This is a genomic window from Microbulbifer guangxiensis (genome assembly GCF_021729075.1).
Taxonomy (GTDB): Bacteria; Pseudomonadota; Gammaproteobacteria; order Pseudomonadales; family Cellvibrionaceae; genus Microbulbifer; species Microbulbifer guangxiensis.
This window is the reverse complement of the sequence record NZ_JAJSAQ010000002.1, coordinates 271,818-295,345: the sequence shown is the minus strand read 5'-3', so window position 1 is coordinate 295,345 and position 23,528 is coordinate 271,818. Positions and strand designations below refer to the sequence as shown.

At 63.0% G+C, this 23,528-nt stretch carries 24 protein-coding genes; 10 read left to right on the top strand and 14 right to left on the bottom strand.

Annotated elements, in window-relative coordinates; all coding sequences use genetic code 11:
• The first annotated feature begins 41 nt into the window (after positions 1–41).
• The 5 genes from LVD12_RS05490 to LVD12_RS05470 all read left to right on the top strand — a co-directional run bounded on the left by LVD12_RS05490 (position 42) and on the right by LVD12_RS05470 (position 8,034).
• Positions 42–662, top strand: a complete 621-nt coding sequence (locus tag LVD12_RS05490) for a Maf family protein (protein WP_237066269.1) — start codon at positions 42–44, stop codon at positions 660–662.
• A complete protein-coding gene (gene rng / locus LVD12_RS05485) occupies positions 659–2,146 on the top strand; it encodes a ribonuclease G (RefSeq protein ID WP_237066267.1) in 1,488 nt (495 codons plus the stop codon). Before LVD12_RS05490 ends, rng begins: the two co-directional genes overlap by 4 nt.
• An 81-nt stretch (positions 2,147–2,227) precedes the next feature.
• Entirely contained in the window at positions 2,228–6,460 is a 4,233-nt protein-coding gene (locus LVD12_RS05480) for a YhdP family protein (protein ID WP_237066265.1), read from the top strand.
• Between the two features lie 67 nt (positions 6,461–6,527).
• Positions 6,528–7,064, top strand: coding sequence for a peptide-methionine (R)-S-oxide reductase MsrB (msrB, locus tag LVD12_RS05475; RefSeq protein WP_237066264.1), 537 nt, complete (start codon positions 6,528–6,530; stop codon positions 7,062–7,064).
• A gap of 127 nt (positions 7,065–7,191) precedes the next feature.
• Entirely contained in the window at positions 7,192–8,034 is an 843-nt protein-coding gene (locus tag LVD12_RS05470; protein ID WP_237066263.1) for a hypothetical protein, read from the top strand.
• Positions 8,035–8,116: 82 nt separating this feature from the next.
• Here LVD12_RS05470 and yjgA read toward each other — a convergent pair whose 3' ends face one another.
• The 13 genes from yjgA to LVD12_RS05405 all read right to left on the bottom strand — a co-directional run bounded on the left by yjgA (position 8,117) and on the right by LVD12_RS05405 (position 18,447).
• Entirely contained in the window at positions 8,117–8,629 is a 513-nt protein-coding gene (gene yjgA / locus LVD12_RS05465) for a ribosome biogenesis factor YjgA (RefSeq protein WP_237066262.1), read from the bottom strand.
• A gap of 27 nt (positions 8,630–8,656) precedes the next feature.
• A complete protein-coding gene (gene mgtE / locus LVD12_RS05460) occupies positions 8,657–10,024 on the bottom strand; it encodes a magnesium transporter (protein ID WP_439651322.1) in 1,368 nt (455 codons plus the stop codon).
• Positions 10,025–10,136: 112 nt separating this feature from the next.
• Positions 10,137–10,406 (bottom strand): HPr family phosphocarrier protein, encoded by a 270-nt coding sequence (locus LVD12_RS05455; protein ID WP_237066261.1) that lies wholly within the window; start codon positions 10,404–10,406, stop codon positions 10,137–10,139.
• Positions 10,407–10,424: 18 nt separating this feature from the next.
• Positions 10,425–11,285, bottom strand: a complete 861-nt coding sequence (gene rapZ, locus LVD12_RS05450) for an RNase adapter RapZ (RefSeq protein WP_237066260.1) — start codon at positions 11,283–11,285, stop codon at positions 10,425–10,427.
• Between the two features lie 91 nt (positions 11,286–11,376).
• Entirely contained in the window at positions 11,377–11,838 is a 462-nt protein-coding gene (ptsN, locus tag LVD12_RS05445) for a PTS IIA-like nitrogen regulatory protein PtsN (protein ID WP_237066259.1), read from the bottom strand.
• A gap of 3 nt (positions 11,839–11,841) precedes the next feature.
• Positions 11,842–12,132 (bottom strand): ribosome hibernation-promoting factor, HPF/YfiA family, encoded by a 291-nt coding sequence (hpf, locus tag LVD12_RS05440; protein ID WP_237066257.1) that lies wholly within the window; start codon positions 12,130–12,132, stop codon positions 11,842–11,844.
• 193 nt (positions 12,133–12,325) lie between these two features.
• On the bottom strand, positions 12,326–13,771 hold the full coding sequence (locus LVD12_RS05435; protein ID WP_237066255.1) for an RNA polymerase factor sigma-54: 1,446 nt from the start codon (positions 13,769–13,771) through the stop codon (positions 12,326–12,328).
• 184 nt (positions 13,772–13,955) lie between these two features.
• The gene (gene lptB / locus LVD12_RS05430; RefSeq protein WP_237066253.1) at positions 13,956–14,681 is read right to left on the bottom strand and encodes an LPS export ABC transporter ATP-binding protein; all 726 of its coding nucleotides are present in this window, start codon (positions 14,679–14,681) and stop codon (positions 13,956–13,958) included.
• Between the two features lie 73 nt (positions 14,682–14,754).
• Positions 14,755–15,294, bottom strand: coding sequence for a lipopolysaccharide transport periplasmic protein LptA (gene lptA / locus LVD12_RS05425; RefSeq protein ID WP_237066251.1), 540 nt, complete (start codon positions 15,292–15,294; stop codon positions 14,755–14,757).
• On the bottom strand, positions 15,281–15,847 hold the full coding sequence (gene lptC / locus LVD12_RS05420; protein WP_237066249.1) for an LPS export ABC transporter periplasmic protein LptC: 567 nt from the start codon (positions 15,845–15,847) through the stop codon (positions 15,281–15,283). The genes lptA and lptC overlap by 14 nt, the downstream gene beginning before the upstream one ends.
• Positions 15,848–15,867: 20 nt before the next feature.
• The gene (locus LVD12_RS05415) at positions 15,868–16,434 is read right to left on the bottom strand and encodes a KdsC family phosphatase (protein ID WP_237066247.1); all 567 of its coding nucleotides are present in this window, start codon (positions 16,432–16,434) and stop codon (positions 15,868–15,870) included.
• A gap of 22 nt (positions 16,435–16,456) precedes the next feature.
• Positions 16,457–17,428, bottom strand: a complete 972-nt coding sequence (locus tag LVD12_RS05410) for a KpsF/GutQ family sugar-phosphate isomerase (protein WP_237066245.1) — start codon at positions 17,426–17,428, stop codon at positions 16,457–16,459.
• A gap of 53 nt (positions 17,429–17,481) precedes the next feature.
• Positions 17,482–18,447: a calcium/sodium antiporter gene (locus LVD12_RS05405; RefSeq protein WP_237066244.1), complete on the bottom strand. Its 966-nt coding sequence runs from the start codon at positions 18,445–18,447 to the stop codon at positions 17,482–17,484.
• Between the two features lie 248 nt (positions 18,448–18,695).
• Here LVD12_RS05405 and LVD12_RS05400 point away from each other — a divergent pair, with 248 nt between their 5' ends.
• The 5 genes from LVD12_RS05400 to hisD all read left to right on the top strand — a co-directional run bounded on the left by LVD12_RS05400 (position 18,696) and on the right by hisD (position 23,038).
• A complete protein-coding gene (locus tag LVD12_RS05400) occupies positions 18,696–19,346 on the top strand; it encodes an MlaC/ttg2D family ABC transporter substrate-binding protein (protein ID WP_237066242.1) in 651 nt (216 codons plus the stop codon).
• A 90-nt stretch (positions 19,347–19,436) separates the two neighbouring features.
• On the top strand, positions 19,437–19,670 hold the full coding sequence (locus LVD12_RS05395) for a BolA family protein (protein ID WP_237066240.1): 234 nt from the start codon (positions 19,437–19,439) through the stop codon (positions 19,668–19,670).
• Positions 19,671–19,681: 11 nt separating this feature from the next.
• Positions 19,682–20,944 carry a UDP-N-acetylglucosamine 1-carboxyvinyltransferase gene (gene murA, locus LVD12_RS05390; RefSeq protein ID WP_237066238.1) on the top strand — a complete coding sequence of 421 codons (1,263 nt, stop codon included), beginning with the start codon at positions 19,682–19,684 and terminating at the stop codon, positions 20,942–20,944.
• 85 nt (positions 20,945–21,029) lie between these two features.
• The gene (hisG, locus tag LVD12_RS05385) at positions 21,030–21,668 is read left to right on the top strand and encodes an ATP phosphoribosyltransferase (RefSeq protein WP_237066236.1); all 639 of its coding nucleotides are present in this window, start codon (positions 21,030–21,032) and stop codon (positions 21,666–21,668) included.
• Between the two features lie 65 nt (positions 21,669–21,733).
• Positions 21,734–23,038, top strand: a complete 1,305-nt coding sequence (gene hisD / locus LVD12_RS05380; RefSeq protein ID WP_237066233.1) for a histidinol dehydrogenase — start codon at positions 21,734–21,736, stop codon at positions 23,036–23,038.
• 52 nt (positions 23,039–23,090) lie between these two features.
• On the opposite strand, the gene LVD12_RS05375 is transcribed toward hisD, so the two are convergent.
• Positions 23,091–23,522, bottom strand: coding sequence for a nuclear transport factor 2 family protein (locus LVD12_RS05375; RefSeq protein WP_237066231.1), 432 nt, complete (start codon positions 23,520–23,522; stop codon positions 23,091–23,093).
• Positions 23,523–23,528 lie beyond the last annotated feature (6 nt).

Genomic DNA, 23,528 nt, shown 5'->3' with positions numbered 1-23,528 from the left:
CGCTATAATCCGACGCTGATTCACCAACAATAAAGATTGCAGTGCCGAATACCGCCGCCGACAAACCACTCCTGCTCGCCTCCGGCTCCCCGCGCCGTGCCCAGTTGCTGGCGCAGATCGGTGTGCGCTTCATTCAGTGCCCCACCGCAGTACCCGAAGAGTGTGGGCCCGGCGAGGCACCAGCGGCCTACGTAGCGCGCCTTGCGCGGGAGAAGGCACTGGCCGGGCTCGTGCTTGCGGCAGACTGCCAGCCGGTACCCGCCTGGTCGCTGGGGTCCGACACGCTGGTGGTCGCCGGCGACTGGGTGCTGGAAAAACCGCGTAATTTCGCTGATTTTGCCGCAATGATGTCCTTGCTTTCCGGCGCCGAGCACTCGGTGCTGACTGCTGTATGTCTTGCCAGTCGCGGGGACACTCTCAGTGAGACGGTGGAGACGCGGGTGCGTTTCCGAACACTGGACCAGGCCCGGATCGAAGCCTACTGGCAGACCGGTGAGCCGCGGGACAAGGCCGGCGGTTACGGTATCCAGGGGCTTGGCGCCGCGCTGGTGACGGCCGTCAACGGCAGTTACACCAATGTGGTGGGGCTGCCCCTGGAGGTCCTGGTACCGATGCTGGAGCAGGCCGGTATTCCCTACTGGCAATGGGAGGGAGCCCAGTGAGCGAAGAACTGTTGATCAATGTAGCGCCCACGGAAACCCGGGTAGCGCTTGTGGAGAACGGTGTACTGCAGGAAGTTTACCTGGAGCGCAGTGCCCGCCGCGGTATCGTCGGCAATATCTACAAGGGCAAGGTCGTGCGTGTACTGCCGGGTATGCAGGCGGCGTTTGTGGACATCGGCCTGGAGCGGGCCGGGTTCATCCATGCCTCGGATATCGCCCCCCTCGATGAGGAGGGCATGGAGTCCCGGGAATCGGAGGTGGCGGATATCCGCGCCCTGGTCCGGGAAGGTCAGTCGCTGGTGGTGCAGGTGGTCAAGGACCCGATCAGCAGCAAGGGCGCTCGCCTGACCACGCACCTGTCGGTTTCGGCGCGCTACTTGGTCTACATGCCACAGACCCGCCATATCGGAATTTCCAATCGCATCGAAGACGAAGGTGAGCGTGAGCGCCTGCGGGAGCTGGTGGATCAGGCCAGTGCCAAACTGGCGGAGGAAGGCCAGAAGGGCGATGGCGGCTTTATCTTGCGCACGGTGGCCGAGGGGGTCAGCGAAGAGGAACTGCTGCGCGACATCCCGTTCCTGTACAAGCTCTGGCATGAGCTGGAGCAACGCATCCGCAGCCGGCCGCAACCGTCGGTCATCTACGAGGACCTGCCGCTGTTCATGCGCGCCCTCCGCGACCTGGCGCGCCCTTACACGGAGAAGATCCGCATCGATTCCCGCGAGGCCCACGGCCGCGCAGCGGAGTTCGCCAGCAAGTACGCCCCGGAAATCGCCGGCCGCCTGGAGCACTACCCGGGGGAGCGGCCGCTGTTCGACCTCTACGGGGTCGAGGAGGAGATCCGCAAGGCCCTGCACAACAAGGTCACCCTGAAGTCCGGCGGTTACCTGATTGTCGAGCAGACCGAGGCCATGAGCACCATCGATGTGAACACCGGTGCCTTCGTCGGCCACCGCAATCTCGAAGAGACCATCTTCAAGACCAACCTCGAGGCGGCCACGGCCATTGCCCGCCAGCTGCGACTGCGCAACCTTGGCGGCATCATCATCATCGACTTCATCGACATGAAGGACGCGGAGCACCGCCGCCAGGTACTGCGAATGCTGGAAAAGGCCCTCGAGCGGGACCACGCCAAGACCAGCATCACCGGTGTGTCGGAGCTGGGCCTGGTGGAGATGACCCGCAAGCGGACCCGGGAGTCCCTGGGGCAGATTCTGTGCGAACCCTGCCCGGTCTGCAGCGGGCGCGGCACTCTCAAGAGCGCTGAGACGGTGTGTTACGAGATTTTCCGTGAGATCATCCGCGAAGCGCGTGCCTACGACAGCGAGAAGATCATGGTGCTGGCAAGCCAGGTTGTGATCGACCTGCTGCTGGACGAGGAGTCCGCCAACGTGGCGGATCTGGAAGAATTCATCGGGCGTCCCATCCAGTTCCAGGTGGAGCCCATTTACAACCAGGAGCAGTACGACATTGTTCTGGTCTGATGTTCATATCGGCGACAGGGCTGCCCGCTCCGTGCGTGCGCGCGGAGCACGGCCCCTGTGTGACCGAAGAGGGCGTCGGTAATGGCCGGGCTGCTGCTCGCTGTGCGCTGGTTGGCGCGCAAGTTCTGGTTACTGGTGGTTTCGCTGGTGATTTGCCTCGCCATCCTGGTGCAGACCGGGCGCATGCTGTCGCCCCACGTCCAGGAATTCCGGCCGCAGATCAGTGCCTGGTTCTCCGCGCGCCTGGGGGTGCCGGTGCAGGTGGAGCGCCTGTCACTGCAATGGCAGGCCCTGGAAGTGGCTCTGCAGCTGGACGGATTGCGGCTGGGCGAGAAGGGTGAGATGCAGATGGGCTACGGCCTGTTCCATCTGGACTTGCTGGCCAGTCTCTGGAACCGCGATCTGGTGTGGAAAAATCTCCGCGTACACGAATTCCGCGCTGGCGTACACCGGGACGCCGCCGGCCGCTGGCAGCTCGATGGTTTTCCGTCGGCGGCAATGCCTTCGGGGCAGGGCACAGTCTCGCAGCAGGTAGGCGATCCGGCTCGCCTGTTCCGCCTGGGGCCAAAGATCGATATCCGCGATGTCAGCCTGTCGGTCAGGCTGGATGACGGCCAGCTGGCGCAGCTGCACCTGCCGCAGGTGCTGCTGGAGAACAGCGGGGATTTCCACCGCCTGGTGGGCAAGGCTTTCATCAGTCGCACCGACAGCGACTCCGCCCCCCCTGAACGCCAGGAGCTGGCAGAGGATGAAACCCTGCGCCTGATCCTGGAGGGGCGGGGCGACGCCCGCGACAGCGAGAATTTCCGCCTGCGCGGTTACCTGCAGCTCAACGAACTGCTGGTCGATACCGATATCGTCGACCTGTTGCAGCAGCTCACCCCTCTGCCCGAACAGTACCACTGGCGCGGCCCGAAGCTCGCACGGGGCAGCCTGTGGCTGGACGGTGGTAACAGCGCCTACCGCCTGCGCGGGCATCTGGACCTGGCCCGGTCAGGGGAAAGTCCAGTCGTGACCGGGAGCGAGGAACAAGACCGTGCGGCCCCCGGCGCAGCACTGGCTCCCCTTTCCTCCATTGCCGGCGATATTTCCGGGGACTGGCAGCCGGGAACAGGCTGGCGGCTGGCACTGCAGGACGTGAGGATTGGCTGGCGCGACCTGGAAGTTCCCACCTTCAACCTCCAAGCCCAGGGCAGCGCCAGTGAAGGTCTGAGCCTGGCGGTGGACACCATCGACCTGGCGGCCTGGGGCGGAATCCTGACCCGGATGGAACTGCTGAGCGGGCCGGCAGATGAGTGGTTGCAGGCGCTGCAACCCTCAGGTCAGCTGCATGGAGTGCGCTTTTCCCGCACCGAGGATGGCCCGGTTGCCCTGACTGCGGAACTGCGGGATATCTCAGCCGGTGCCCACAAGGGGTCGCCAGCGGTGGAACATCTCGATGGCCTCCTGCGCATGCAGGGGGGCAGGGGTACGGTCGTCCTGGATGCCTCCGAGGGCTTCCGGATTCACTTCCCCAAGCTCTATGAGCAGCCGTTTGCGCTAGAGCGTGCCCGTGGCACCCTGGCCTGGGCGGTGAGCCGCGAGGCCAATACGGTACAGGTGTATTCGGGCCCGCTCGACCTGCGCGGCGAGCTCGGCGAGATCGATGGGCAGTTTCTGCTGGAGCTGCCGTTCGAGGCGCACACCCGCGCAGCCGCCCTGACTCTGGCCCTCGGCCTGCAGAACGCACCCATTACCGCGCAGAAACTGCTGGTCCCATTCACTACCACCGATGAGCTGCGGGAGTGGCTGAGCGGCGCCGTTGGAGCGGACAACCCCGGGCGCGTCACCACCGCTGGGTTCGTTTACCGGGGCTATGCCTACCGGGACGGCGACAACCGCAAGCTGCTGGCACTGGGAGAGCATACCGAGCGGCAGACGGTGCAGCTGGCCGCGGACATCCGGGATGCCGAACTGCTGTATGCCAGCGGCTGGCCGCGGGCGACGGATATCGACGCTCGAATCAAGATCGACGATCGCCATACCCTGGTGCACGCGCCCAGTGCCCGTCTATGGGACCTGGATGCCCGGGATATCGAGGTCGGTATCACCCCGGATCACACCACCGGTGAGGGGGCGATATTGGGGGTGCGCGCGCGCGCGCGTGGCCCTGCCGCCGACGGCTTGCGGCTGCTGCGGGAGTCCCCACTGCGTGAGCGGATTGGAGAGGCGTTCGATCACTGGCGCCTCGACGGCACTATCAGCGGCAGCCTGACCCTGCGACAGCCCCTCGGCGGGGCAGAGCTGGCCCCGCGCCAGACGGTGCAGGTGGAACTCACGCAGGCCGACCTACTGATGGAGCACCTCAACCTGCGTGTAAACGATCTCGACGGACAGGTCCTGTTCGACAGTGAACAGGGCCTCGCCGGCAGCCAGTTCCGGGGACAATTGTGGGGTCGGGAACTGAAGGCGGAAATCACCCATCCTGAACAGGGTGGTTTGCGGGACACGCAGGTGGTGATCCGCGGTACAGCTGCTACCGAAACCATCCGCGAGTGGAGTGGCCGGCCCGAGCTGGGCTGGATGAGCGGTGCGCTGGACTACCGTGCACTGGTGACTATCCCGGCGGCAGAGCGGGAACTTCCCTACGCCGCGGTCTTCCAGCTGACATCGGACCTGGCGGGCGTGGAGGTGCACCTGCCCGCGCCGCTGGACAAACCAGCGCGGCAGCGTTCCGAATTCCTGCTGCGGGTTCCGATCGGTGCGGAGGGCAACCTCTATCACCTCAATTACGGTGAACACCTGCAGGGGCAGTTCTGGCAGGTGGATGGCCAGCTGGACCGCGGTGCCATTGCGCTCAATGCCGAGGCGCAGCTGCCCGGGGAAAGGGGGCTCACGGTTACCGGGGATCTCTCCAGTATCGATTTCCCCCGCTGGCGGGAGCTACTACAGGTCTATGGCGAAGATGCCGCCGCAGGCCAGCAGGAGAACGTATCGGCAGAGCAGGACCCCCTGCCAATCCGCCTCGACCTGAGCACCGACCGTCTGGCACTGGGTGCGGTGACGGTGGAGCACATCCATGTAAAGGGTCGTGGTCTCGGCTCCGACTGGCAGCTGGAGTTCGACAGTGAGATGGCCACCGGCCGCCTGAGCGGAGTGCTGGGCGCAGAGACGCCGATGCAGGTGGAGCTGCAGCACCTGAGGTTGCCTGCGCCCAGTGCGGAGGAGCAGTCGTCAGCTCCGGAGACTGTGGCGGTCACCGGCGGGGTCTCCGGGTTGACGGATGCCGGAGCCGCAGCTGAAGAGCAAGATGTCCTTGCGGGCTTCGACTTTACCCAACTGCCCCATATGGACTTCAGCACCGAGCGCCTGTGGGTCGGTGAAGAGGACTACGGGCGCTGGGCGTTCCAGGTACGCCCCTCTGCCGAGAGGCTGGTTGTCAGCGATATTATCGGTGCAGCGCGCGGTGTCCGGGTAGAGGGCCGCGGCGAGGGGCCGAACCGACTGGGCGCACAGCTGATGTGGATGCGCGACAGTGATGGTCGGGAGTCTTCCCAGTTCATCGGTCGCCTGAGCGCGGATGACCTGGCGGATGTGCAGCGTGCCTCGGGGCAGGAACCGCTGATCGAAAGTCGTTCGGCAACGTTTGATACTGCCCTGCGCTGGGACGGCTCCCCGGCCCAGCTGACGCCCCAGCGTCTCACCGGCGACCTGAAGATCGATATCCGCGACGGCCGCTTCCTTCGCGCCACGGATAGCGCCGGTTCGGCGCTGTTGCGCCTGCTCTCCCTCTTCAACTTCGATACCTGGGCACGGCGTCTGCGGCTGGATTTCTCCGACCTCTACCAGAGCGGCATGGCCTTTGACCAGGTTCAGGGAGAGGTTTTCTTCGAGGGGGATGGTCAGTTGCTGATCGCCGTGCCTATCCAGGTGGAGGGGCCCACCAGTGAGCTGCAGATGGCGGGGCGTGTGAACCTCAAGCAGGAAAATCTCGACCTGACCCTGGTGGCGACTCTGCCGGTCGGTAACAACCTGGCGTTGATTGCGGCCCTGGCGGGTGGGCTGCCGGCCGCGGCCGGCGTCTACCTGATCAGTAAGGCATTCAAAAAGCAGGTCAACAGCGTGGCCAGCGTCAGCTATCGCATCAGTGGTGACTGGGCCGAGCCGGAAGTCCGCTTCGACAAGCTCTTCGATGGCGACGGAGCCACCCGCCAGGGCAGTCAGGCCGAGCAGCAGGGGCGGCTGATGCGGGAAGGGACCCGGGAAGATGCGATCGGCGACACCGGGCGCGCTGGCGGGGCGACAGTAACCGGTGCTGCCGCCCCGGCCACCTGAGCGGAACCCGCACCCGCATCGGGACTCCAAATCCTGTGGAAGGCAGAAAAAAGGAGAGGTGCCCGGCATGTTTAAAAGCCTGATGATCCTGCCCTTGCTGGGGGCGGCCCTGGCACTGCCCGCCTGCAGCGAGGCGGATGAAGAGCCGCGGGATAAGACCATGACAGTGGCCGAGGCGCGGCAGCACATCGCTGAGGGCAGCAACCTCTCTGCGATCCCGAAATCCGTCTGGAAGCAGATTCTTCCCGCAGACCAGTATGAGGTGTTGTGGGAAAAGGACACGGAACGGGCATTTACCGGCAAGTGGCTGAAAAACGAGGCCGAAGGTACTTATGTAAGTGCGGGGTGCCGTCTGCCGGTTTTCAGCTCAGAGCACAAGTTCGAGTCCGGCACCGGCTGGCCGAGCTTCTGGGAAATTGCACACCCGGAAAATGTGGTGCTGAAACCGGATTACAGCTGGGGCATGAAGCGTACCGAAGTGCTGTCTGCCTGCGGTGAACACCTGGGTCATGTATTCAACGATGGGCCGCCACCAACGGGACTGCGCTATTGCCTGAATTCCCTGGCTCTGGATTTTGTCCCGGCGGTTGCAAAAACCGAATAATTGTTCGATATTGGGGCTGCGACTGGCGGGCCGTTACTCAGCCCTGCCGACACGGTTTGGGCGCGCTCCGGGTGTCGGGCACGCGGCCATGTCCCCAAAGAATAAACAAGAATTGAGGTCCGAGCACATGTCGGAGGTAGCCACATTGGCAGGTTCACGGGTTAACCGCTACACCCTGTTTCGGTTATTCAAGTACACCGTTTACCTGTTACTCGCCTACAACGTTTACGCTTTCTTTCTTGAAAACCACGCCGCTGCCGGTGCCGTCTTTGCCGATGGGCTGCAAATCGGCCGGGTGATCGAAGCCTACAACGACTCCATCGACACCCTGGCCTGGGTCCTGCTGCTGCTGGTGTTCGAGCTGGAAACCTTCGTGCTCCCGGACAACAAAATCCGCGGCTGGGTGAAGTGGGCGCTGAACGGCACTTCCGCGTTCTGTTACCTGTTTATCGTCTACTCCTTCTATGGCTACGTGGCGGAGATGGCGTCCCTGACCCACTTGCTGCCGGTGACCCAGTCTGCCTGTGAAATGGCGGCCCGTGGTGATTGGCTACTGGTGGTGGGGCAGGACGACTACGTACGGCTGACCGCTGAGAACTGCGCGCCGCTGGCAGACACCCAGGTGCTTCGCCTGGCTGACGGCCAGGTGCTGGGCAGTGTCGAGACCTGGAATGGAATTAAATGGTTGGCCTGGACCGATGTGATCAATGCCGGTGCCTGGCTGCTGGTGGTGGCCATCCTGGCCTTCGATGTGTGGCTGCAGTTGCGCCACCAGCTGTCCGATGCGGTGATGCGCTATTCCCAGGTGATCAAGGGGCTGCTCTACTTTACCCTGCTGCTCTGTGCCATTTACTGGGGCATCAACGGCAGCTTCCTGGATTTCTGGGATGCCTTCCTGTGGCTGGTGGCCTTCTTCTTCATCGAACTCAACCTGTTCGAGTGGCAGGCGGAGACCAGCGCCGAGGACTGATCTCTCAGAAGGCAAAAAGGGGCCCCACCAATGGTCGGGCCCCTTTTTTATGCACTCTGTCGGTTGTTGCCGTCCGGTTTCGCTACTCGCTTTCCATAAACAGGTCGCGCAGGAAGCGGAACAGTTTGCGTTGGTTCGTGGGCGGCTTCTGCTTCTCGACTTCCCGGGTTGCATCCCGCACCAGCTGTCGCAGGTGCTGGTGATCTGCCCCCGGGTAGGCGTCGAAGAATTCGCTCTGGGCTGCCTTGCCTTCCTCCAGCAACCGTCGCCGCCACTCCTCTGCCATACGGTCAAAGCGCAGGTGTTGCTGGTCGCGCTCTTTGAACCGGTGCAGGGCTGCCTCGATGGCCTCCCCATCGGCGGAGCGCATCAGTTTGCCGATGTACTGCATCTGGCGGCGGCGGGCCTCATTGGACTTGATGCGGTGCAGGGTGTCGATGGCTTCGCGCAGGTCGTCATCCAGGGGTACCTCGGCAAACTGTGCCGGTGAGAGCTCTGTCAGCTGTCGCCCCAGCTCCTGCAGGTCATGCATTTCCTGCTTTACCCGGGTTTTGCTTTTGGGTAGCTCGTCGTCGAATTCTTCGTAATCGTGCATCTTTGTCCAACTTTGCATCATCGGCCGTCAGCCGAAATAGAGGGTGGCCAGGCCCAGGAAGGCCATAAAGCCCACCACGTCGGTAATCGTGGTCAGGGCCACGCCGCCGGCCAGGGCCGGGTCGATACGCATCGCGCGCAGCGCTACCGGCAGGATAGCGCCCGCCAGCGCGGCAGTGATGAGGTTGATGACCATTGCCACCAGAATGATCAGGGCGATGCGGGAATCGTCGAACCACAGGCCGGCGATCACGCCGATGACCACTGCCCACAGCAAAGCATTGAGTACCGCCGAGCCCAGCTCGCGGGAGAGAAGCCAGTTGAGGTTGCTACGGCCGATCTGCCCCAGGGCCATGCCGCGGATCACCACGGTGAGGGTCTGGCTGCCGGCCACGCCCCCCATGCTGGCAACGATGGGCATCAGCACCGCCAGGGCCACCACCTTGTCGATGGTGTCCTGGAAAAGATTGATCACCCAGGAGGCGAGCAGGGCAGTGAGCAGGTTGATGCCGAGCCATACCGCCCGTCGCGGCGCTGTCCTTCTGACCGTGGCGAAGGTGTCCTCCTCCTCGTCCAGACCTGCCATGCTCATCAGCGAGTGGTCGGCATCTTCGCGGATGACATCGACCACGTCGTCGATGGTGATACGGCCCACCAGCCGGGCATGCTCGTCAACGACCGGCGCGGTGATCCAGTCATACTTGGCGAACAGGCCGGCCACCTCGGTATCCGACATGTCGACAGGAATCGGTTCCACGTCGGTACTCATCACCTCCCGTACCGTGACAGATGGGTCGGTGGTCAGCAGTCGCGACAGTGGCAACTGGCCGATGTACTGTCCCTGCCGGTTAACCACGTAGAGACAGTCAGTGGACTCTGGCAACTGCTCGTGCCGGCGAAGGTAGCGTAGTACCACGTCCAGGGTGAGGTTCGGGCGCACGGAAATCGTATCCGTGTCCATCAGGCCACCGGCGGTCTCCTCGTCGTAGGCCAGTACACTCTCGACCCGCTCGCGGTCCGTCTCGCTCATGGCGGACAGGACCTCGGCCATCAGCCGTTCGGGCAGCTGCTGGAGGATGTCTGCCACGTCGTCCGCATCGAGGCCTTCCATGACTGCCACCATTTCCTCGGTATCCATGGTGGCGAGGATCTGGCTTTGGACGTCGTAGGAGAGCTCCTGCAGGACCTCGCCCTCGATTTCCTTGTCGATCAGGTTCCAGAGCACATGGCGAATGCGCGGTGGCGAGCTCTCCAGCAGCTGGGCAATGCTCTGCGGGCTGAGGCTGCTGAGCATCCGCCGCACTTCCCGCCCGGTACCGGTATCCAGCGCTTCGAACAGCTCGCTGAGCTGGTTCTGGGCGCGGAAGTTGATCTCGGCGGAAGGTGGGTTGGACACGGCAACTCCTTGACTGCTGGGCTTTGGCGGCGTGTTACAGGGCGCAACGGTGAGCGGGGATTTTATGCGGATCGGTGGTCACCTGCCACCGGTGCGGGAGATCCTGTGGATCTTACTCCGCTTCGCCGAACCGGTCGGCGATCAGTGCGGTGATGGCCTCGAGAGCAGCTTCCTCATCATTACCGCACACCTCGAGCTCCAGCTCGCAGCCCTTGCCGGCGGCCAGTAACATCAGGGCCATCACGCTCTTGCCGTCGACACACTTGCCCTGGCAATGCACCCGGACATCGGCAGAGAAGCGGGCGGATGTCTGTGCAAACTTGCTTGCCGCGCGGGCATGAAGGCCGAGCTTGTTGATGATTTCGAGTCTGCACTTCTGCATTGCGCTACTCCGGGCCTGCTATTTCTGCTGCTCGCGATGGCGGATCTGGATATTGTCGAACTGCCCGGAAAAACGCTCGGCCAGGCGCTCCACCATGTACACCGAGCGGTGCCTGCCGCCGGTGCAGCCCACGGCGATACACGTATAACTGCGGTTGCTCTTCTGGTAGGACGGCAGCCAGCGCTCCAGGAAGCGGGAGATATCCCCTTCCATGTCTCCCGTCTCGGGATGCGCCTGCAGGAATTCCACGACTTCCGGATCCAGGCCCGTCTTGTGGCGGAGCTCGGCCACCCAGTAGGGATTGGGCAGGCAGCGCAAATCGAAAACCAGGTCAGCGTCCACCGGCACCCCGTGCTTGAAGCCGAACGACTGGAACAGGATGGCCATGCCCGGGGATTCCTCGCCAACCACGCGGGTTTTCACCAGATCGCGCAACTGGTGCAGGCTGAGGCTGCTGGTATCGATCACCAGATCCGCCATGGCGGCCAGTGGCGCGAGCAATTCTTTCTCGCGATTCAGGGCCTCGAGCAGGTGGGTGCGGTTGTCACTGAGGGGGTGCTTGCGGCGGGTCTCACTGAAGCGCTGCACCAGTACCGGCGAGCGGGCATCGAGGTAAATGACATCGCAGTGAATGCCGCTCTGGCGCAGCTCCTCGATGACCCTCGGGGCCTGCTGCACGTCCTGCCACAGGTTGCGGGCATCGATGCCCAGTGCCAGCCGGGTGTTGTCCACTGGCGGCTGGTCGCTGACGCGCCGTACCAGTTCTGGCAGCAGGCTGGCCGGCAGGTTGTCGATACAGTTGAAACCGACATCTTCCAGCAGCTGCAGGGCGGAACTCTTTCCAGAGCCGGAGCGGCCACTGATGATCACCAGGCGCATGGATGCAGGTCCTTCAGTCAACGAGCGCGGTTTGGACACTGTCCAGGGCAGGTTCCCGGACGGCGTCTGCGTTATTTACGGTAAAGGGGGATTATGCAGCGGCAGCGCTGTCGATGGCCAGCGCGTAGAGTTCGTCGCCGCTTCCGGCAGCGCGCAGCTTTTCCCGCACGCGACTGTCGCTGAACAGGCCGGCGATCTGGGCCAGGGTGTCCAGGTGCTCCTGCTCACTGTCCTCGGGCACCAGCAGGGCGAACAACAGGTCCACTGGCTGGCGGTCTGCGGCGTCAAAATCCACTCCCGGCTCGGTGGTGCAGAGTACGCCGATGGGGTGTTCACAGCCCGGCAGCCGACAGTGGGGAATAGCGACACCCTCGCCAATGCCCGTAGAGCCCAGGCGCTCACGGGCAATCAGCTGGTTGAAGACGGTGTCAGAGTCGAGTTGTGGGTATTGTTCTGCAATGGCCTGGGCAATATTCAGCAGCAACTTCTTTTTGCTGCTCCCCGCCAGATTGCAGAGGCTCAGGCGGGGAGAGAGTAATGCTTCCAATGTCATAAGCTAGCGGTGCTTGCGCAACTTCTCTTTATGTTTCAACAGCTGGCGGTCGAGTTTGTCCGTCAGACCGTCGATCGCCGCATACATGTCATCCGCCTCAGCATTGGCGAAGACCTCGGTCCCGTTGACGTGCATCAGGGCTTCTGCGCGCTGGATCTCCCGTTCGATCGAAAGGGTAACCTGCGCATTGGTGATCAAATCATTGTGGTTGGCAAGTTTATCCAGTTTTTCGAGACAGTAATCGCGAAGGGCTGGGCTTACGTCCAGGTGTCTGCCACTGATGTTGATCTGCATGGAAATCTCCTCAAAGGGTGGATCGCAATCAGGCGGTACCCCCTCTTCAGGGCGGCAACCCTACTAGGAAGTTCGCCAGATTGGAAGGATACACTCAAACTTCGCTATTCGGTTGTCACGCCGGTGTGATCGCGCGCCACAGAAGCGTGACCGTTACTCTCGGGCGGGTCGAGTGAAGGTTTGGCCGGGGGTGTCAGACCAGTCGTTTGCGTTCGCTGGAGGAGGGAATTCCCATGGACTCGCGGTACTTGGCCACGGTGCGTCGGGCCACCTTGATGCCCTGGTTGTCCAGTTCCTGGGTGATTTTGTTGTCCGAAAGCGGCTTGCGTGGCGGTTCGGCGTCAATCAGCTTGCGGATCAGTGCGCGGATGGCGGTGGACGAGGCGTCTTCACCGGAGTCGGTGCTGACGTGGCTGGAGAAAAAGTACTTGAGTTCGAAGACGCCCCTGGGGGTGAGCATGTACTTCTGGGTGGTCACGCGGGAGATGGTGGACTCGTGCATGCCGATGCTTTCGGCAATGTCCGCCAGCACCATGGGCCGCATGGCCTCGGGGCCCTGCTCGAAGAAGCCCTGCTGTTTTTCCACGATGCTGGTGGCAACCTTCAGCAAGGTCTCGTTGCGACTCTGCAGGCTTTTCAGGAACCAGCGTGCTTCCTGCAGGTTGTCCTTCAGGTAGTTGTTGTCGCTGGAATTGTCAGCGCGTCGGATCAGTGCCGCATAACCGTCGTTAATGCGCAGGCGCGGCGTGGTCTCGGGGTTCAGTTCCACCAGCCAGCGCTGCTCGCGGCGGCTGACGATGATATCCGGTACTACGTAGTGCGTTTCCTCCGCGGCGAGGGTCTCGCCCGGGTGGGGCGTCAAAGTCTGGATCAGGCGGATGGCCTCGCCGAGCTGGGCCTCCGTGAGCCGGGTGCGCCTGCTGAGTTGGCGGAAGTCCCGTTTGCCCAGCAAATCCAGGTACTTGTCGACCACCAGGGTCGCCTCGTTGAGCCAGGCGGTATCCGTGGGCAGCTGGCGCAGCTGCAGCATCAGGCACTCGCGCAGGTCGCGGGCTCCACAGCCAGCCGGCTCAAACTGCTGTATTGCCTTGAGGACCGCGAGCACCTCGTCTTCACCGGCGTCCAGTGCTGCGGCCAGTTCTGCGACCGTCGTTTGCAGGAACCCCGCGGGGGACAGGTCGTCGATCAGGGTTTCGGCAATCAGCTTGTCTTCGGGGGAGAGGGCTGTGAGGTTGAGCTGCCACAGCAGGTGGTCGGCGAGGCCGATGTTGGCGGCGTTGCGTTGCTCCAGGGCAGTGTCATCACCCTCCTGGGCGCCGCCGTAGCTGCCGGACCCGTAGATGTCATCCCACTGGGTGTCGACCGGCAGGTCGGTGGGGATATCCGCGCTCCAGTCTGCTTCCGCTTCCGGTGCGGATGCCTCCGCGGTCTCGCTCTGGTTTGGGTTGTCCGGATTGTTCTCCGCGCCCCTGTCATCGAAGTCCTCGGCATCCACCTCCAGCATCGGGTTGCTGTCGAGGGCGGACTGGACCTCCTGCTGCAGATCCAGGGTCGACAGCTGCAGCAGCCTGATCGCCTGCTGGAGCTGTGGCGTCATGGTCAGCTGAGTGCCGAGTTTTAACTGCAGGGACTGCTTCATACGGAGGGTTACATGCGTTCGGCGGATCAATCGACTTGAACGATGCAGCAGACTACCCCTCGCCCGAATCAATTACAAGCAATAACTGTGCCTACTGCGCGGACAATTTTCCGGTCAGGCGAAGGGGGCGGGGTCATTGTTGCGCCCCGCTGCATCAGCAGGTGATGCGGGGCGCAGGAAGGGCTCAGATGGTGAATTCGTGTCCCAAATACACTTCTCGAACCTGCTGGTTGGCCAGCACCTCGGCGGGTGTACCTGCAGCGATGATGTGCCCTTCGCTGACGATATAGGCTTTCTCGCAGATATCGAGGGTTTCGCGCACGTTGTGGTCGGTAATGAGCACGCCGATGCCGCGGTCGCGCAGGTGGCGGATGATCTGCTTGATGTCATTGACCGAGATGGGGTCGACGCCGGCAAAGGGTTCATCCAGCAGCACAAAGTCCGGGTCGGTTGCCAGCGCCCGGGCGATCTCGACTCGGCGGCGCTCGCCGCCTGACAGGGCCATGCCCAGGCTGGCCTCGATATGGGTAATGTTGAATTCGCTCAGCAGCTCCTGCACCGCATCTTCCCGCTGTGCGCGGGTCAGGTCCTTGCGGGTCTGCAAAATGGCGAGGATATTGTCCCGCACGGACAGGCGGCGGAACACGGAGGCCTCCTGGGGCAGGTAACCGATGCCCTTGCGGGCGCGACCGTGCATCGACAGGCGGGTGATGTCTTCATCATCGATCAGTACCTGCCCGGCATCGGCCTGTACGAGGCCGGCAATCATATAGAAGCACGTGGTCTTGCCAGCGCCGTTGGGGCCCAGGAGTCCCACCACCTGGCCGCTACTGACCTCGACGGAGACGTCCTGGACCACCTTTCTTTTCTTGTACTGTTTGGCGAGGTGTAACGCTCTCAGCCTTGGCATAGTCTGTTCCGCAGTCGTTGTGGGCGTTGTGGGGCTCGCCCGGGTAACCAGTGTGCCGGAATGGCGGGGGAAGTCACGGGGTTTCCGGGCCCTCGGTAGCCTGTTCCGCTGGCTTCTTCTCCGGCTTCCAGATCATCTCCACGCGTCCATTGCCGGATTGTCCCTGGGCCTGGATTTGCTCGCTGTTCAGGTCGTAGTCAATCTTCTCCGCAGCCAGGGTGTTGCCGTCACGGTCCACATGGGCATCACCGGATAGCTGGAGTTCATCGGCGTTGACGCGGAACTCAATGCGCAGCGCCTTGGCCTTGACCGGGCTCTGGCTCTGCTGCACCTGCTGCTGGAAATGGGCGGGCTTGCCGGTGGCGACCACCTTCTGGATCTCCCCCTCGGCGGTGCCGTACACCTCGACCCGGTCGGCGCGAATCTGCAATGAGCCCTGGGAAATCTGCACGTTGCCGCTGTAAACGAACAGGTTCTTGCCCCGGTTGCCGTCAAAGTGGTCGGACTTCACCTTGATCGGTTGATCGCGGTCCCCGGGCAGGGCGAGGGCCATGGTGCCGAACGACAGCAGGGCGAAGGCGACCAGTGGTCGCAGCAGGTTACTTGTTTTCATAGATGCTCTGTACCTCGGCGAGGATTTCCACCCGGTCGTCTTTCAGGAAGGCACGCAGGCCGCGGCCCTCGGTGCGGTTCGCGCCGGCCGCAATCTTAACAACTTTGTCCGTCTCGGCGTATTCCTGACGCGGTTTGATGGTGATCGACGGGGTCTGCAGGTGGATCCCACCTCTCTCCGGCAGCTCCCAGATATTGACGTTGCCGCGCAGTACCACCCGCTCGCCGTTGTTATGGGCTACGCCTATCCGTGATTCAGTGCGCCAGCGCGGAGCCTCTCCCTGGTAGAAGACGATGCGCGGTTGTTCCAGGTTGGCGCGGTCGCGCCGGGCGAACTGGAAGTAGGTAATGCTGTCGGCATCCACCCGATAGGCGAGGGTGCCGTCAGTGCCGAAGTGGCGGGTTTGGGCCCCCCGGATGATCAGGTCCGCGGCCCGGTTCTGTTCCTTGGGGGTGGGCCGCTTGCCGAGGAGCTGCTCCGGTGGGCTCTCGGAAAACCACAGGCCCACACTGATCAGGGCGACGACGATGGCGAGGGGTAGCCAGGTGCGCATTGGGGTCTCCTTGGCGCCACTCAGTCGGTTTGCAGATAGGGGGCGAGGGCGGTGTCAAAGGTGCCCTGGGCTTTCATGATGCGGTCACAGACCTCGCGGACCGCGCCCTCGCCACCGCGGGCCTCGGTCACCCAGATGGCGTGCTCACGCACCGGCGGTGCGGCGTTGGGTACGGAAATTGGACAGCCCACGCGTTTCATCACCAGCAGATCCGGGTAGTCGTCACCCACATAGGCGATGTCCTCCAGGCGGTAACCGTCCTCGCCGAACAGCTCCTTGAGGGCGGTGAACTTGTCTTCGCGGCCCTGGATTAGTTTGTGCACGCCGAGATCGTGTGCACGGCGCTCGACCACACTGGAGCGCCGGCCGGTGATGATAGCCACCTGCACGCCGGATTTCTGCAGCATCTTGATGCCGTGGCCGTCGAGGGTGCTGAAGGTTTTCAGCTCATTGCCGCTGTTGTCGAAGTACAGGCGGCCATCGGTGAGAACGCCATCCACATCCAGCACCAGGTGTCGTACCCGGGCAAGCTTGTGGTCGATCTGTTCGTTGTGGGCCTGGTCTTTTTCTTTGTGCTTGGAGCTCACGGAATTCATTCCCTCTGCTTGATCAGATTACGCCAGCGCGCAGTATATCGTGCATATGCAGCAGGCCGACGGGGTGGTGGGCATCGTCCTCGACCACCAGCGCTGTAATGCGGTTGTCCTCCATGACGCGCAGGGCTTCCGCGGCCAGGGTTTCCCGGGAGACGGTCTTCGGCCGCCGGCTCATGACGGTTTCCATGGTGGCCGTGTCCAGCTCGATCTTGTGGTCGATGACCCGGCGCAGGTCGCCGTCGGTGAAGACCCCGAGCAGGGTGCCGTTATGGTCTACCACCGTGGTCATGCCGAAGCCCTTGCTGGTCATTTCCAGCAGGGCCTTGGACAGCGGCGTTTCCGGGGAGACCTGCGGCAGCTCGTCGCCCGCGTGCATGACGTCCTCGACCTTCAGCAGCAGGCGCCGCCCCAGTGCGCCGCCGGGATGGGAAAAGGCGAAGTCCTCGGCGGTAAAGCCCCGGGCTTCCAGCAGGGCCACTGCCAGGGCATCACCCATCACCAGGGTGACGGTGGTGGAGGAGGTGGGCGCCAGGTTCAGCGGGCAGGCTTCGGTCGCCACAGAGATGTCCAGGTTGACGTCAGCGGCCTGGGCGAGCGGGGACTCCGGCTTGCCCGTCATGCTGATCATCGGGATGCCCAGTCGCTTGAGCAGCGGCAGCAGGGTGAGCACTTCGGCGGAGGAGCCGGAGTTGGAGATGGCGATGACCAGGTCCTCGCGGGTGATCATGCCCAGGTCACCGTGGCTGGCCTCACCGGGGTGTACGAAGAAGCTCGGGGTGCCGGTGCTGGCCAGGGTGGCGGCAATCTTGCCGCCCACGTGGCCGGACTTGCCCATGCCGGTGACGATGGTGCGGCCGCGACACTGCAGGATCAGCTCGCAGGCTCTCTTGAAGTCGGCATTGATGCGATTTTCCAGCGCGGCAACCGCCTCGGTTTCCATCAGGATGGTGCGCCGGCCCGCTTGTATGATCAGGTCCTGGGTCATTGCGTATCTCTGCAAACAGCTTTAATAGAGTGTAGGAATTCGCCTGCCGCCGCTCAGGTGGCGAGCAGGAGCCAGTAGTAAGCGCCATAGCTGCCGAGCAGCAGGGCGCCGGTCCACCGCCCAAGCCGGGCGCCATAGGGGCGCCGCCAGAGGCTCACCGCCAGTGCGCTCACCAGTAGCAGCGTCATTGCCAGCATGGCGAGGTAGTCCCGCTGGAACACCTCTGCCTGCATCGTCAGGGGGGCGATGATACCGGGAACGGGCATCACTGCGAGAATGTTGAAGACATTCGAGCCGACCACATTGCCGATGGCGAGGTCAAAGTGGCCCTTGAGGGCGCTGGCAACCGATGCAGCCAGTTCCGGCAGGCTGGTGCCGACGGCCACGACGGTGAGGCCGATTACCAGTGGGCTGATTCCGGCAGCGGTGGCCAGGTGGCTCGCACCCCAGACCAGGATGTCGGCGCTGGCCAGCAGGGCCGCGAGTCCGACGCCGAACCAGAGAAAGCCCCGCGCTGCGGTGTAGTCACGAATCTCGACGTCTTCCTCTTCGCTGCCGTGGTGGTGCTTCTTCAGGCGCACGGTCATCCACAACAGTAAAAGCAGCAGGGCGATCAGGAGCGCTCCCTCGCCAGCGGTCAACCGGGCATCGCGCAGGACGAAGCCCGCCAGTACGGTCACCGCGAGCAGGACCGGGATCTCCTGGCCCAGCAGATGTCGGCGGACCGGCAGCGGCGCGATCAGTGCCGTGGCGCCGAGAACGAGGCCGATATTGGCCAGGTTGGAGCCCAGTGCATTGCCCACCGCAAGCTCACCGGTGCCGCGGTGTGCGGCGCTGACGGCGACCAGGATCTCGGGCGCGGATGTGCCGAAAGAGACAATCGTCAGCCCGATGACCAGCTTGGAGAGTCCCAGGCGCAGCGCCAGAGCTGCACTGCCCGCGACAAAACGGTCAGCGCCCCAGACGAGTCCGGCCAATCCGGCGAGCAATGCCAGCGCCGCCTGCCATACTTCCGGCATGCTACCCTCAAAGAATGATTTAGGTGAAAAAATGAGATGTGCGGATGTGCCCGACTGTAATGGGGGCCACAACACCCGCGGGCGGGGCCATGGTATAGTCTGCCGCCGTCGCTGTCAGCCTCAGTGGAAATCACCGGATGCCGGCTGGCTTTACATGGACTGATCCAGTCAGAAAAAGTGGCAGTATCGTGGCACTTTACGACGCCCATCGCGTCCAAGGACCGATTTGCCAAATGGGAGACACTTTTGTGAACGCTAATTCCGTAACCGGCCGCAACCCGCTCACCCTGTTGTTGCAGGCCGCACTCTGTACCCTGCTGCTGTCCGCCTGGGCTCCGGCGGTAAGTGCAGCGCAGAACCCCTACACTTTGATCGAGGGCGTCTCCCAGGACCTGCTGGGCGTGATCCGCTCCAATTCCTCCTACCTCAAGTCCGACCCGCAGCGCTATTACAGCGCCGTAGACCGGGTGCTGGAGCCGGTGGTGGATTTTGATTTCATCGCGCGTGGCGTGATGGGAAGCTATGCCAAGCAAGCGACGGCAGCCCAGCAGTCCCGCTTCACCAGTGCTTTCCGCCGGGATCTGGTGGCTACCTTTGCCCGCGGCGTCGCTTCATTTGGTGAGATGGACGTACGCGTGGTGAACCCGGGATCCGCCCCGAAAGGCAACCGCGTGAACGTGCTCCAGGAGGTGCGCAGTAAGGAGGGGATCACCAAGGTTTCCTATACCCTGGTACGCAACCGTGCCGGCCAGTGGAAACTGATCAACGTGATTCTCAATGGTGTGAATCTCGGCAAGACTTTCCGCAGCCAGTTCGCCCAGGCCATGCAGACCCATGGCGACATCGACAAGGTCATTGCGAACTGGTCGGCAGATCAGGTTGCTGACCAGGTCAGTTAAGCGACCGGCCGGGCCCTGCGGCTGCGCGGTCCGGCCGATTCCATTACACTGCCGCGCTATTTTGCAATCCAACTCTGTGTTTTCCCGCCTATGCAACCCGAAGAAATCAAGACCCTGATCGAAGGGCACATCCCAGACAGCAAGGCCGACGTCGCGTTCGAAGGCAGCCACCTGATGGTGACGGTAGTGAGCCCGGCCTTCGAGGGGCTCAGCCGCCTGAAGAAGCAACAGCTGGTCTACGGCGCTCTCGGTGACAAGATTGCCGATGGCACCCTGCACGCAGTGCAGATGCAGACTCTCACACCGGCAGAAGCCGGACAGTAGGCCCGCATCCCATGGATAAACTGATTATCGAGGGCAGCGGCCCCACCTCCGGCACCCTGAAAATCTCCGGCGCCAAGAATTCCGCGCTGCCCATCCTGGCCGCTGCGCTTCTGGCCGACGGGCCTGTGCATATTCACAACCTGCCGCACCTCAATGACATCACTACCATGATCACCCTGCTGCGGTGCATGGGCTGTGATGTGACCATTGATGAAAAGCTGGGCGTGGAGATCGACCCGCGCTCGGTCAACGACCTCACCGCACCCTATGAGCTGGTGAAGACCATGCGCGCCTCGATCCTGGTGCTCGGGCCGTTGCTGGCCCGCCACGGGGTGGCCAATGTGTCCTTCCCCGGGGGTTGCGCGATTGGCAGCCGTCCTGTGGATATCCACCTCAAGGGACTGGAGGCGATGGGGGCCGAGATCACCATCGACGAGGGCTTTATTCGCGCCCGCTCAAACGGTCGCCTGAAGGGTGCCAACATCGTCATGGAAAAGGTGACTGTCGGTGGCACAGAAAACCTGCTGATGGCAGCGGTCCTCGCCGAGGGCACCACTGTCCTGCACAACGCCGCCCGTGAGCCAGAGATCGTCGACCTGGCCGAGTTCCTGATCGCCATGGGTGCCCAGATCGAGGGGGTGGGTACTGATACCATGCGTGTGCACGGTGTGTCGCGCCTCAACCCCTGCACGTTCAGCGTGATGCCGGACCGGATCGAGACCGGCACCTTCCTCGCTGCAGCGGCGGCTTCCCGCGGCAAGGTGCGCCTGACCCACACCCGCGCGGATATCCTCGATGCGGTGCTGGTGAAGTTTGAGGAGGCCGGGGCCCATCTCAGTACCGGTGATGACTGGATCGAGCTGGACATGAAGGGCAACCGCCCCAAGGCCGTGAGTTTCCGCACCGCACCTTACCCGGCGTTCCCGACCGATATGCAGTCGCAGCTGATGGCGATGAATGCGGTGGCGGAAGGCAAGGGCACAGTGGTCGAGACCATCTTCGAAAACCGCCTCATCCAGGTCCACGAACTCAACCGTATGGGTGCCAATATCACCCTGGAGGGCAATACCGCGATCGTCACCGGCGTGGAGAAGCTCAAAGGGGCACCGGTGATGGCCTCGGACCTGAGGGCTTCCGCCAGCCTCGTGATCGCAGGAATGATCGCCGAGGGCACCACCGTGGTGGATCGGATTTACCATATCGACCGCGGTTACGAGTGTATCGAGGAAAAGCTGCGGCAGCTGGGAGCGAATATTCGCCGCGTCCCCGGTTGAGCCAAGCGGGGGGTCGTTCACCAGAAGTATCCGTAAGTGCCGCGGGGCTGCCCCGCGCTGATAGTCACAACAATCCATAATCGTCATGCAGATTACCATTGCCCTGACCAAGGGAAGAATCCTCAAGGAAACCCTGCCGCTGCTGGCTGCCGCCGGGCTGGAGCCCGCCGAAGATATCGGCAGCAGCCGCAAGCTGATTTTCGACACCAACCGGGAGGGAGTGCGGCTGCTGTTGCTGCGCGGCTCCGATGTCCCCACCTATGTTCAGCACGGTGCCGCGGACCTGGGAGTGGCGGGCAAGGACACCCTGCTGGAACATCGCACTGACGGTATTTACGAACCCCTCGATCTTGGTATTGCCCGCTGCCGCTTGATGACGGCGGGCATCCGCGGCGCCGAGCTGCCCCGCGGGCGCATCAAGGTAGCGACCAAGTTTGTCGAGAGTGCGCGGCGCTATTACGCCGCGCAGGGGCGCCAGGCGGATATCATTAAGCTCTACGGCGCCATGGAGCTGGCTCCCCTGATGGGGCTGGCCGATGAGATCGTGGATATCGTGGATACCGGTAATACCCTCAGGGCCAACGGTCTGGAAGCGCGGGATACCATCGCCCAGATCAGCAGCCGGCTGATCGTGAACAAGGCGTCGATGAAGATGAAGTACGAGCCGATTCGCACGCTGATAGACCGTCTTTCCGCCGCGGTCGGGACAGAGCCGGTGGCATAATTCCGATATTCGAGAGCCGGTCAACAGACAGAAGAACAAGTCAGAGCAGGAGCAGGGTCAAAGCCATGGCCGTCATTCGCCAGTTAGACAGTCTCGCCCCGGATTTTGATGCCCAGCTGGAACTATTGCTGGCCTGGGAGTCGGTTGCCGATCGCCGGGTGGAGGAAACGGTAGCGGAGATCCTTCGCGAAGTCCGCACGGCCGGCGACACCGCCGTCATTGCCTATACCAATCAGTTCGACCGCCGCCAGCTGCACAGCGGTGGTGACTTCATAGTGTCAGCTGCGGAATTGCAGGCGGCGCGGGAGCGGATCGAGCCGGAAGCCCGCCGGGCGCTGGAGGCTGCTGCGGGACGAGTGCGCGCCTACCACGAGCACCAGAAACAGGAGTCCTGGCAGTACCGTGAGGCGGATGGCACCGTGCTCGGCCAGCAGATTACCCCCATGGAGCGCGTGGGCATCTACGTGCCCGGCGGCAAGGCGAGTTATCCCTCGTCGGTACTCATGAATGCAATACCCGCGAAGGTCGCCGGTGTCGACGAGGTGATCATGGTGGTGCCGGCCCCCGATAACCAGATCAGTGATCTGGTGCTGGCGGCCGCTGCGATTGCCGGCGTGGATCGGGTGTTCACCATTGGTGGCGCCCAGGCTGTCGCGGCACTGGCTTACGGTACCGAGACGGTGCCGAAGGTGGACAAGATCGTCGGTCCCGGCAATATCTTCGTCGCCTCGGCCAAGCGCGCCGTCTTCGGCCAGGTCGCTATCGACATGATTGCCGGTCCGTCAGAAATTCTTGTGATTTGTGACGGGGGGACGGATCCGGACTGGATTGCCATGGATCTGCTGTCCCAGGCCGAGCACGATGAGCAGGCGCAGTCGATCCTGGTCAGCCCCGACCAGGAGTTCCTTGATGCGGTGGAACGCTCGCTGGAAAAGCTGCTGGCAGAGCTGCCCCGGCGGGACATCGCTGCCGTCTCGCTGAAAGAGCGCAGTGCGCTGATTGCCGTGGACTCCATTGAGGCGGCCATCGCGATCTCGAACCGCATTGCGCCGGAGCACCTGGAGGTTTCGGTGGCGGATCCGGAGAAGTACCTGCCACTGATCCGCAATGCCGGTGCCATCTTCCTGGGCCGCCACACCGCTGAGGCGCTGGGCGACTACTGCGCAGGACCGAACCACGTGCTGCCCACCAGTGGCACGGCCCGCTTCTCGTCCCCGCTCGGGGTCTACGATTTCCAGAAGCGCAGCTCGATCATTTATTGCTCCCCGGAGGGCGCGGACGCGCTGGGTCGGGTGGCCGCCACGCTCGCGCGGGGCGAGGGCCTCGAAGCGCACGCGCGGTCGGCGGAGTACCGGGTGCGGAACAAGTAAGGCCGGTGCGAGACGCTGTCACCTCGCTATCGGGCGCCATCTCTGGCCGTGATCACTCTGGGATGCGGGTGGCCTGCCAGGCAACAGCGCGCCACTGCCCATCCCGTTTCACAAACGTCCCGGTGTTGAAGTAGCGGCTCGTTTCCACCTGACTGTCGGCCGTGTTTTCGCCGATCAGCGTGAAGGCGACCACTGCGCTGTCACCGAACAGGCGAATATCCACATCCTCCGCCCGGTAGCTGGCGGTGACGGGTGCGTTACCGGATTCCCTCAGCCCTTCCATGATTTTTTCCTTGCCGAATCGTTGGCCGGAAGAACTGGTGTAGATCAGGTCGTCGGCCCAGAAACGCTCGTGCATTTCAATCTGATGGGTCGATGAAAGGAACTCGTTGAGTAGGGCGTGTAAGTTCTTTTGCTCCTTCGCCTCTGCTGGAAGGCCCAGAATAGCAATCAGGGAAATCGCTATAACAGTGAAAAATCGCATTGAGGC